The 12,015-nt window shown below is 36.3% G+C and carries 10 protein-coding genes; 2 read left to right on the top strand and 8 right to left on the bottom strand.

What is annotated here, in order from left to right; translation table 11 throughout:
- The 8 genes from E1140_RS05570 to E1140_RS05535 form a co-directional block, all read right to left on the bottom strand.
- A partial coding sequence (locus E1140_RS05570; protein ID WP_155180036.1) for a hypothetical protein occupies positions 1 to 525 on the bottom strand: 525 nt, incomplete at its 3' end.
- Positions 526 to 532: 7 nt separating this feature from the next.
- Entirely contained in the window at positions 533 to 3,658 is a 3,126-nt protein-coding gene (locus E1140_RS05565) for an nSTAND1 domain-containing NTPase (RefSeq protein WP_155180034.1), read from the bottom strand.
- A gap of 124 nt (positions 3,659 to 3,782) precedes the next feature.
- The gene (locus tag E1140_RS05560; RefSeq protein WP_155180032.1) at positions 3,783 to 6,941 is read right to left on the bottom strand and encodes a HEAT repeat domain-containing protein; all 3,159 of its coding nucleotides are present in this window, start codon (positions 6,939 to 6,941) and stop codon (positions 3,783 to 3,785) included.
- Between the two features lie 102 nt (positions 6,942 to 7,043).
- Positions 7,044 to 7,679, bottom strand: a complete 636-nt coding sequence (locus E1140_RS05555; RefSeq protein ID WP_185153442.1) for an OmpH family outer membrane protein — start codon at positions 7,677 to 7,679, stop codon at positions 7,044 to 7,046.
- A 58-nt stretch (positions 7,680 to 7,737) separates the two neighbouring features.
- Positions 7,738 to 8,457: a rhomboid family intramembrane serine protease gene (locus tag E1140_RS05550; RefSeq protein WP_155180030.1), complete on the bottom strand. Its 720-nt coding sequence runs from the start codon at positions 8,455 to 8,457 to the stop codon at positions 7,738 to 7,740.
- Between the two features lie 9 nt (positions 8,458 to 8,466).
- Positions 8,467 to 9,030, bottom strand: a complete 564-nt coding sequence (locus tag E1140_RS05545) for a hypothetical protein (RefSeq protein ID WP_155180028.1) — start codon at positions 9,028 to 9,030, stop codon at positions 8,467 to 8,469.
- An 85-nt stretch (positions 9,031 to 9,115) separates the two neighbouring features.
- On the bottom strand, positions 9,116 to 9,457 hold the full coding sequence (locus tag E1140_RS05540; protein WP_155180026.1) for a phage holin family protein: 342 nt from the start codon (positions 9,455 to 9,457) through the stop codon (positions 9,116 to 9,118).
- A 19-nt stretch (positions 9,458 to 9,476) separates the two neighbouring features.
- Positions 9,477 to 9,986 (bottom strand): gamma carbonic anhydrase family protein, encoded by a 510-nt coding sequence (locus E1140_RS05535; protein ID WP_155180024.1) that lies wholly within the window; start codon positions 9,984 to 9,986, stop codon positions 9,477 to 9,479.
- 90 nt (positions 9,987 to 10,076) lie between these two features.
- Between E1140_RS05535 and E1140_RS05530 the strand changes: the two genes are divergently transcribed.
- The gene (locus E1140_RS05530) at positions 10,077 to 10,817 is read left to right on the top strand and encodes a YceI family protein (protein WP_155180022.1); all 741 of its coding nucleotides are present in this window, start codon (positions 10,077 to 10,079) and stop codon (positions 10,815 to 10,817) included.
- A gap of 64 nt (positions 10,818 to 10,881) precedes the next feature.
- A partial coding sequence (locus tag E1140_RS05525) for an anthranilate synthase component I family protein (protein ID WP_155180020.1) occupies positions 10,882 to 12,015 on the top strand: 1,134 nt, incomplete at its 3' end.

Raw genomic sequence — 12,015 nt, 5'->3', positions numbered from 1 at the left:
CATTTCAAGACCTAAGCTAAAATTATCGGTTATGTTCAATTCTGTACCCCCACCTAAATTAAATCCTAAAACGGCATTATAACTTTCTCTTGTTAGATCAGTATTATCCACACCATAATTGCTGATTTCTGATGCATTTGAAGCATTAAGCCCTATTCTGCCAAATAATATAAAAATAGGTGTAGTTGTAAATTTCTCATCCAGATAAACGATATCAACAGGATCATTCTCTCTGTCAATTTTATATTCAGGATCTAGTGCTAATAGCTTTAGGTAGCTATCTTCTGCACTTATGGGGTCGTCAATGAGTAAATATGTTCTGGTAAGAATAAGAAAGGCCTCAATCTTTTGGGTTTTATTGAAACCGTTGTCAAGGCACGGCTTTAAAATAGAAGGTATAGAATATAAGTGACCATCATCAAACTGTTGCTGAGCTTGGTTCAATGTTTCTGCACAATTGGACCTCTGAGCAAAAGCTGGATTTAGGATGCTTAATAAACCAACTATAAGACTAAATCTAATCACCTATAAATCAATAATCATTTAACAACAAGTTAAGACATGTGTTTCGGTAGGGTATATCATTACCCACATATGTCTTCCACTCTTCTTCATCAAGATTCCTTTTAAGTTCATTACACATTAACTCTGAAATAATATTAGGATCTGTTGGCCAGAATCGAATGTCACCATCAGAACAACCAGCAATTATATAATTAGAATCTGGAGTAAATGCCAAATCCCAAACATAGGCATCATTATCCGTCATTTTAATTGGAAGTTCATCTATTTCGCTAACCGCCCACATATATATTGACCCATCAAAGCTACCTGCAGCCAATAACTTTCCATCCGGACTGTAGGAAACAGTACTAATTCTTCCTTTTTGTCCTGAGAGCTCTTTAACCACAGTATTACTAGCCAGGTCGAAAATTTTGATTGTTCCACTTTCTTCTCCAAAAACAATGTTTTTACCATCAGGACTAAATGCGACAGATTGAATTGGCGATCCATTTGTTTTAGTCAGTACTTTTTCAGACTTGGCATTAAGATCATATAAATAAAGACTACCATCCAGACTACCTCCTACCAGCAACTGTCCTGATTTACTAATATCAAAGCTTTTAATTTCAGAAGTAGTACTCATTAATAGTTCGCTGTTCATACCGTTAATATTATTAATCCTTAAGGAACGATCACTTCCCGAAGAAACAAAGCTCATATTGTCAGGTAAAAAATGCACATCGTTCACAAAACCTCTATGACCAGCTATTTTAGAAGTAGTATTGTTAAACAAATTTTGAACCTGCACAAATGACGAATCACTTGCCAAGGCCAACCACTGATCATCTTTACTAATATCTAACACTCTATTAGGGAACTGATTAGAGACAATGACTTTATGGTCATCCCTGTTGGTTATAGATGAGCTAACCACCTTACCTTGTGTACCTGTTGAGTAAAACCTGCCTCCATCATTAGATATGGTTAATGTTCTGACAGAATTCCTATGAAGCCCACTCACTGTGTTATAGCTAGGCCCTTTTATATCTGCTATTGCGTTGTATAATCCATTATATATGTACTGGTCATACTTTCTACCATCATATTGGTCATAAAAAGCTTTGGCCTGTTGAGCCAACAAACCCTTCAGGTCCTTATCTTCTATATCCAATGACTTTACAGCCATTGATTGAGCTACCGACTGATATAGTAACTTGTTAGCAAACTCATAGTTAGTTTTAGCTTCTTCTGTTGCTTGCTGAGCGATGTTTCTTTGTTTCAAAGCCACCTGTCTTTCAGAACTAGCTATTCCCCTTTGCTGTTCTGCTATCAACAAGTTTTCCTCGGCTCTTGCTTTTTCAAACTTGGCTTGAGCTAAAGCTGTTTCGGCTATCTGTCTTTGCTTTTCAGCTTCAAAAACTGCATTTTGGGCTATTACAGTTTGCCTTTCAGCTTCTTCCCTCTGCTTCTCAGCCTCATCCTTTTGCTCCAATGCGATCAGTTTTTGTTCATTAGCGAGGTCGGCTTGCTTAGTTGCTTCGATACTTTGGGTAATTGCATAAACAAAGAAAAGTATACTTATAATGGCTGCTATCCCCAAAATAACTGCAACTGCCTTTGTTCTCTTAAGGAGTCGCTTCTGAAGCATCTCTTGATTCTTCTGCTCGGCTTCATAGGTAATTCTACTTGTATCAAGAAAAACAATCGCCCTTTCGAATGCCTCATCATATCTTCTTGCCCAAGCTCTGGTTGGCCTTTGTTTCTTTTGCCAGTTAAGCGCTAACTGCAAATCTGGCGGTCTCCACAAACCAGTTCTACCAATCTGGTACATGGCCGCAGCTTCAGAAAGCCTGCGGTACATTTGCGCAGACTCATACTCTTCATCTACCCAGGCTTTAAGCCTTGTCCATATACGCATTAAACTTTCGTGCGAAATTTCTATAATCGAGTTCTGATCAAGCTCAACACCAATTGGAGGCATTAGGAAAGATCTTCCCGTCTCACGAAACTTATCAACTACGGCTATGACCTCTGGAAGTGTCGCCTCAGAAAGCTCAGCAACAAGGCCCAGCCTCACCGGTCTTCTTATTCCAAAATTATTAGCGGCCTTTTCCGTCAGCGACTTAAATAAGACTTCGGCTATCTCTTTCTCTCTCGAACTTAGTTCATCGTAAGTTTCATTCGCATGCTGGGATAATGCCTCAGTAATTTTACCTATCGCATTATAATGCCCAATGTCAATCGGCTCATTTTCTTCTCTATTCCTAATCCAGAAATCCCAAGTACGCATTAATGCATGTTGCAAAATAGGTAGCTGATCTTGGTTATCTCCAATGTCATTTAAAAGGCGTTTCATTAACCTTTTTGAAATTCTTCCGCCTCCTACAGAAATCGGACCTTCGATCGCCATTCTTTTTTGATCCCTTGTCATTTGAGGAACCAAATAATTACTCTCGTTTATGAGTTGGGTAAGACCAGGAAATTTAGCGCACTCTCCAACATAATCAGAACGCATGGTAATAGCTACATATACCGGAGACTCTGTAGATCTACATGCATCTAGAATTAGATTTACATATAATCTTGCTTCTTCAGCAGAACCTTGATCATTTTCACCATATCGGAAGAGTTCTTCAAATTGATCAATGAAGATTAATGTGTTCTCTGATTTATCGGCTTTGAATTTATTGATGGTTTCAACAAGACCATTGGCATTACTTCTTAATATACTACTAACAACTAACCTCTTTGCTGCCCTATCATCAGCTGATTCTACAATATCCTGTTGCTTGTGCCCTAGGATTAATGATCTAGATAAATTCTTGATTGGAGATGTGCCAGGCCTTGTGGTAATGATATTCCAATTAGGACCGGTATTGGTCATAAACCCACCATATACCACTGGTATAACCCCACAATAAATAAGAGATGACTTACCACTACCTGAGTAACCCATGATAGTCACGAACTTGCTTGCTGAAAGCTTTACAAGAACGTCATCAACCTGATTCTCACGACCAAAGAATAAATGACTTTCATCTACACCGAACGGACGCAAACCTGGGAACGGGTTTTTAAGAACTACATTACCATGAATATCATACTCCTCTTTTTCAAAAGGCTCTTCACTTGTATGCAAATCATAGTTTAGCATAGTGCGGGGACTAGATCAAGTTTAAAAAATAATAGCAAGGTTAAAAATAGCACCTAATGTACTTAAAATAAACGCTTTATAAAGTAAAATCAAAAAAATCAAACTAATTTAATAAAAATAGTACTTACACATATTCAATCATTTCATTTGCCAACTTAACGTTGTCTGCTAGCAGATCATAAAATCCATCTTTTTTGATCTTCAAAAGTACTGTATCTGTCAATGCGATTATAAGGTTAGACTTTATATAATTTTGGGCTCCCACCATCTCTCCAATAAATTCACCAACCTTTGTTTCTGACTTAATTTCGCCATTTTCATATAAATTGATCGCTCCTTGATAAACAATATAAAAATTGTCATTGTAGTGCTCATCAACTGTAACTGTCTCACCTTCTTTAATAAAAACTTCTTCAGTAATATCGATCAAATCAGCTATTGCTAAACCAATTATATTTTCAAAAACATTCATTTTCTTCAAAAACATTACTTTATCAAATCTCAATGATCTTTGGTTAGATTCGCTTTGATCTTTTATTAAACTATCAAGCATCCGTCTATCACTATGCCCAAGCCTTTTCACATTCTCATCATAAGCGTCAGGGTCAATTTGAAATAAGGACCAAGCAGCCATCTCCCTTATCAATAAATCAGGATTGAACAGGTTAGCAATCAAATCAAAATAGAACTCCCTAATCTTAAGCAGGCCTATTTGATAAATAATACAGGATTTTGTCCATCTATTAGTTTGAGAGAAGTCTCTATTAAGCAAGAACTTTAAAACCATTTTATTCTCAAGTCTCTCCCTTGGATAAAATATTTCGAGTTTACGCGCCTTCTCTGGATATGATATATCATCTATAACAGGAATGAATCTTTGCTTCAAATCTTCTGACAAGAATATATCCAACAGTTCAACCCCATATGTAACACCTTCACTAGTCTGACTCTCAATATTCTCTTTAACAAGCTGAATAGACTGCGCTTCATAAAGCATGGAAAGCAGCATGTAAATGTGATCTATATCATAGTATATTTCTTCTTCAATAGCCTTTTTAATTTCCTTACCAAAGTGATCATCACTTACTTCTCCAATGGCTGAAATATTCCAGGCAATATCTTCTATATCAGACTCAATGGCATACTTAATTCGTGCTATCTGAGAAATCCCTGCCCTAAAACCACAATTACCTAAAGCAAACAGGATTTGTGACACCATTACTTTATCAGGAAAATCCATTTTATTCCAAAGTATTTCTTTGGCTTTATTTCCTCCAATTCGGCCAATGATTTGAACAACCTTGAGCATGACCTGCGTCTGCTGTCCTGTTTTGTAGAAAGCACTATCAAGGGCATTAAGTGCCTTTCCGCCAATAATAGTTAGAGCGCTAGCTGCCTGAACACTAAATACAGGGTCTCCTAAATTTTCTATTAAAGCAAGCAGAACTTCATTGTTATATTTTCTTTGCGCAGTCTTAATAGCCGCATACCTCACTTTTGGTTCAATATCATGAAGTAATTCTATGAGAAGGCTGATATTCTCTTCATCTTCAGAATTACCAAGCAATTCAGCCGCGTATTGCCGGTCCTCTGCTATATCAGATTTACATAGTTTAGAAACTCTTGCTTTACTAATATCACCAGATTGAAAAAGCGTTAGCAAGTCATTACCTGAAACAACTTGTTTGTCACTTCCATCACCTGACTTATTTGACGATATAACATACCTTTCAGAAACAGAAAGGCCTTTAAGTTCATTCATCTTGTTTTGAGCAAAATCACGCACCTGAGAGACTTTATGCCCCATTAATGTGTTAATTGATGCCGGCAATATTTGAGGCTCTATTTTTTCTAATAATTTATAAGAAAAAATTGCCTTGCTAGGGTCTGTGCTTTTTAGTGAAAGCTCAAGTTTCTGCACAAGTTTTTGTCCTAATGTAAGTGCTAAATCTGTATTAGCTCTCTGCTGCTTCTCCAGCTTAATTTTGATATTGTTTTTATATTCAATGTAAAGCTTACCGATGATGTAGATATATCCTGCAATAAGAATAATGAGTGCATACGAATAATGGATTAGTTCAATAAATGAAAGGTACGACAAACCAATAATCAAAGCACCTGCGATAAATCTTGATGTCTCATTAACAACACCTTCCACTTTAGTTTGAATATCAAACCTGATCCGATTATCAAGTGGCATGAAATAGAGCTTAAACGTAGGATTCTCAAGAGAATCTCTTAATGAAAAGTTAAAAAGTCTTGAAAGTGCAACAAACAAAAAGAACCAAATAAAATTGGCACCACTGTCCTTAGTAAAACCATACACTTCTCCAGAAACTATTGACCCAACCAAGAAGAAAATTAAGACCAAAGGAAGTATAAGTAATGAAACCTTTAGCCCATACTCTCCTATGATTCTATCATTTACAAAAGTTTGTAGTAGCAAGCCTAGAACGAGTATAGCACCATTAAATATTGCTAGAAAGTTTCTTAGTTCATTCTCGCCTGGATATTGAATACTCACAACATCTTGAAAAGAAAACTGAATAAAAGTAAAAGTCACCATTGAAAAGAGAAGAAATGTAGACAATAGCCTTACATAAGTATTGCCGGCAAGAGATTTAAAATCTGTGCCCATCTCTTCTTCCTTGAGGTTAGACAACTCCGCTTTCGACAAATCATACCTTGAAGTAAGTATGAAAAGGAATACAAATGAGATAGCAATACTGACACAACTTATCAATAAATAGTTTGTTGTCTCAGGTATTAAGGTTTGTAGAAATGGAAAACTGAATGACGTGATAATGGCAGCCATTAATTGACCTATATCTATACCTCCAATAATTCTTTTGGACTGGCGTAAATCAAACAGTCTACCAAAAGTACCCCAAAAACCTAATAGTGAAACGGCCAGAATAGGGCCGATTAGAGCAAAACTTAGAAAAATAAGAGGCTCTTGATAAGCAGGGTCACCATAATGAAATGATGCATAAATTGTGGCTACAAAAAGTAAGATCAAGGCCAGATTGCCTAGAGCAAGCGTTCTAAATGGTACCCTATTCTGTAGATAAGAAAAAAGTGCGGTAGTAATTATACCTAAGAAGCCAGAAAAAAGAATTGCCTCCTTTAAATATTCGCTTAAACGGTTAAGGAATAATGTCTCTGCAGTAATTTGGAAGGTAGCCAGAAACACCCCCATAAAAAAACCTTGTCCCAACAAGAGAAGCACTTGCTTTTCTTCATTGGGACGGACATTTAATGCCAAAAAAAGTGCCTTGAACATTTATATAAGCTTAAAAAATAGTACGGTATTTGGTTAGAAAGATATTAATACCCCTATCAAAAAGCAATACAAGACAACTTTAATTAACTGAAAATCAGAATATTATTTTTTAGCGGTAGAATCAGCTGCTACAGTGGCTGGTTCAGTAGACTCATTAGCGTAAGCTTCATTAAGCCCTTTCACAACCTGTTCAGTTATGTCCATTCCCTTAGTTGCGAAGAGTACATCACTTCCCTGATTGTATTTAACCACTAAATCGATGCCATTTGCAGCACTGTAATCTTTCAAAAATGCAGTAACCTTTTCGTAAAGCTCCTGATTCATTTTGGCCTCTTCTTTAAGCAATTCCTGAGAAAGACTTTCCTGATATAAACGCAAGTTCTGCTGCTTTTTCATCAAATTTTCCTCTAGCGCTTTTGCCTGACCAATTGTTAAATTTGAAACTGTTCTTTGGTAGTCGTTAACTTCTTGTTGAAGTCCTTGAGCACGATTTTGATACTCTTTTTCTAATTTTTGACCTTTTTCCTGAAACTTATCCTGAATGTCTTTGAAGTAATCGTACTTACTCAATACTGAGTCAGAGTTGATATAAACAACACTATACTCTCCCGCTGCTCCACCAGCAACTTCGCTACTGTCACTTACAGTTGATCCATCAGATTTACTAAAGTGCAACACATACAACACACCAACCGCAACAATCAAAACTCCATTGAGTACTAAAGAAATATTTTTCACTTTTTAAAAATTTAATTTGAGGCGCAAATTAAATAAAGAAAATACAGATTAACCAATCTTATTTTCTTCTTGCCCGTGATTCTTCTTTTGATTTGGTGTTGATTGTATAGATATAAGACTCTGATTTTTGGGAGTTTTCCAAGTAAGTGTAGGTATAATCAAAAGGTGAGTTTTGGTCAATAGGTTTTATGTCTAGTGGTGGCTCATCGACAAGTTTTGCCTTCCTGAAGTAAACAGCACAAAAAATACCCGCTATGCCCCCCATAAGATGCGACTCCCAGGAAATACCATTTGAGGTAGGTATAATTCCAGCCATAAACGATCCTCCATAAAGCACCAAAATCACAAATGAAATAGCCAAAGTTTGAGGGTTTCTACGAAAGAAACCACTAAATAAGATAAAGGTCAATAAGCCATAAACAATACCGCTGGCTCCTATATGATATGCATCTCGTGCGGCTATCCAAACCCAGAACCCTGTCATTAGGTAGATTAGTATAATAACATTAAAAGCTATTTTATCATAGAAATAAAACAGCCCAACCCCTAAGATCAAAAGCGGAAAGGTGTTAGAAAGAAGGTGGAAAAAGTCACCGTGAATAAGAGGAGAAAGAAAAATGCCTATTGACCCACTTAAAGTCCTTGGGTATATACCCAAAAGGCCAAAATCAATCTGCAAGTAAGATTCAATTATTTTAACGAGCCAAATAACTGCAACAAAGGACAATGTGTATTGTATGCTTCTTCTAAATTTAATCCCGTCCCTTGCCGTATCCATTTGAATTATTTACTCTGTCATTTCTTCGTCTTGAGTTTGGTAAGAGTATAATGTCTCATCAAGCCTCAACGTGTCCTCGTTAAAGTCTCGAACAAATTTTGAAATGATTTGGTTGTCAATTGTTTCAATATTTAAGCCAATATCTAAACCAATACCGAAATCTATGTTGGGATCAACCTCTACATGTTCCTTCACTTTAACTTCTTCCTCATCTTCAATCTCCATAATTGCTTCAGCAATGAAAAGTCCAATTTCCTCTTCCAGATCATCCAAAGCCTCCAGGTCTCCGTTTTCATCCTCCTCATATTTTATTCTTCTAAACTCTGGAAAATGCTGTGCGGCCTTGTGTTCAGCCACTTCATATACTTCGCTTAAATGGTGCAAGCGCAAAGTGTACATAACTGCATCGTATACCACTTCCTTTCCCTCATACATTCCTACAAACATGAAATTCACATATTCTTCAGAATTATCCTCAGACTCAACAATTAGAAAATTTTGATTCTTTTTCTTCATCTCACTTTTGTAGTGATCTATTTTTTCGGGTTTGAACCCATCATTTGAAGTAAGCATCATTTGATAATTTTGGGATTAAACGGACAAATAATTTAGAACAAAATGGTTTGAATAACAAATTTTCAATATTTAAAAAACATTATTATTTGGATTTATTTAGCTCTTCAAAAATTGAATTAACAATTGCCAGAATTATACTGAAGAATAAGGCCCACCAAAACCCGTCTACACTAAAGCCTGGCACAAAATAATCAACCATTAAAATAATTATAGCGTTGATTACCAATAAGAACAGTCCTAATGTGAGGAAGGTTATCGGAATTGTAAACAAAATCAGGATGGGTTTTACCGCTGCATTTAATAATGCTAATACCGCTGCAACTATTACAGCAGTGAAATAGCTTTCTACATAGACCCCATCAAGAAGATAAGAAGCTACAATAACCGAAATACCCGTCAATAGAAGTTTAACTATAAAATTCATTTTTCATCTTTTAAATTAATCACTTATACCATTCTGCATACATGGGGTAATTTTTGGCCGTTCTGGCGATCACCTCATGCATTTTATCGCTTGTGTCTTTTACTTTTACCGCAGGAACCCCAGCGTAAATAGAATTCTCTTCTACTATAGTTCCCGGTAAAATAATAGCCCCAGCTGCTATAACAGAGCCCTTTCTTATAACAGCATCATCCATAATGATTGCACCCATTCCTATTAAGACATTATCTTCAACGGTGCAGCCATGAACAATGGCGCCATGAGCTATAGACACATTTTTACCAATTACAGTCTTAGCCTTCTGATAGGTACAATGGATGATTGCTCCATCCTGAATATTGGTATTCTCACCAATTCTTATCGAATGAACATCTCCTCTTACTACAGCATTAAACCATACAGTACAATTAGCCCCTAGTGATACCTCACCTACTATGGTTGCATTCTCTGCAAGAAAACAACTATCATGAATTTGAGGGGTATACCCTCTAACACTTTTAATCAATGCCATTTTTTAAATATAGAATTTAACTTTTTCCTTTATAACTTTGTTGTCACTTGAAACTAACTAAATCAATTAAAATCAACTAATTAAAAACCTATGAAGAATCTTAAATTCTTAACATTATTTTTGTCTATCGCTTTTTTCTGGGCTTGTAACCCTAAATCTGAGGGTACTGATGCAGAAGTATCAGACGCCAAAGAAGTAGAAGACGTAGCATCAGCAAAAGAATTTAGCATAAATACAGCATCAAGTACCGTTTCATGGATAGGCAGCAAACCTACTGGAAAGCATAATGGCACAATACCGGTTACTGAAGGTACAATATCAGTAGAAGGTGATCAAATTGTAGGTGGCAGCATCATCATGAATGTAAATGATATCCAAAATGCAGATTTAGCTGAAAAAGCTGAGATGCAAAAAAAGCTCGTTGATCACTTGAAATCTGATGACTTCTTTGATGCAGAAAATCACCCTAATGCAGAATTTGTTATAACTTCTGTGAGTCCATATAACCCAGATGAAGCTGCTAAAGCAAAAGAAGAGTTTGATTCAGAGTATAAGCCAGCATCTGCTGATGAACACATTGTTGCTGCTCCGACTCATAAGGTAACAGGTAATCTTACCATGAGAGGTAAGACGCTTAGCATTTCTTTCCCTGCGAATGTGCAATTGGATGAGAACAAAGTAACTGCTAAAGCAAAATTCAATATTGACAGAACACTTTGGGGACTGAAATACAACGATGAAGCTGGTGTAGTAGATAAGGCCAAAGACAAATTCATTTACAACACTGTAAATGTTGGTTTCAACATTGTGGCCGAGCAGCCTACTATGTAATCAGAATTAGAGGATTAAATTAAAGGAATTGGATTACCAATTCCTTTTTTTGTGCCATAGAACTATGATGAAATCATACCATTTTGATGTAGCCATTTCTGACGAATTCATTGAAAAATGTCTTGTTTGGGCTAATAGATTCGAATACTTTGCCTATTTCTGCCCAAATGGGCATACCTACCCTTACCAACCATATCAACATGTCTTAATGGTTAGCAATGAGGTGTTAGATCTTGATTCCAATAATCTCTTTAGATCGTTAGGTAATACTTTAGAAAAGGATGGATGTACTTTTGGCCATTTCGGGTATGATTTGAAAAACCAGCTGGAAAAACTCGAAAGTAACAATCCTGATTTTATCCGATTTTCTGATGGAAGTTTTAGCAAAGCACTTCATTGTATTCATTTCGATCATGGAATAACCATCGAATCGAATGATCCTGAATCAGTATTTGAAGAAATTAATAAATCTATAACTATAGAATCTGAATCAGATGAGGATATAGTTTTCAAACCATCCATTTCAAAGGAACAGTACTTAAACACTTTAGAAAAGCTAAAACAACATATTATTGAAGGTGATATATATGAAATTAATTACTGCCAGGAATTCAGAGCAAAAAATGCTCAAATAGATCCGATCAACACTTTCAGGTCATTGATCAAAAAATCACCAACACCTTTTGCTACGCTTTATAAAAACAACCATCACTTCTTAATTTGTGCTAGCCCTGAAAGGTTCATTAAGAAGGAAGACTCGAAGCTTATATCGCAGCCAATTAAAGGAACAGCCAAAAGAGGGAAATCAGAATATGAGGACGAAATCATAAAACAAGAGCTACGAACCAACGAAAAGGAACTTGCTGAAAATATGATGATTGTTGATCTTGTTCGCAATGATTTGGCTAAAAGCTGTCTACCCGGCTCTGTAAAGGTTGAACAAATGTTTGGCATCTATACCTTCAACCAATGGCATCAAATGATCTCAACGGTAACAGGACAGCTGAAAAGTGAAACGAATTCAATCGAAGCCATCCGCAATGCCTTCCCCATGGGCAGCATGACAGGTGCTCCAAAAATTAAGGTGATGGAATTGATTGAAAAATACGAAGTATCCAAACGAGGTATCTATTCAGGGTCGGTGGGTTATTTTTTACCAAATGGTGATTTTGATTTCAATGTGGTTATCAGAAGCCTA

The sequence above is a fragment of the Fulvivirga lutimaris genome (assembly GCF_009711525.1).
Lineage (GTDB): Bacteria > Bacteroidota > Bacteroidia > Cytophagales > Cyclobacteriaceae > Fulvivirga > Fulvivirga lutimaris.
This window is presented reverse-complemented; position numbering and strand designations above follow the sequence as displayed.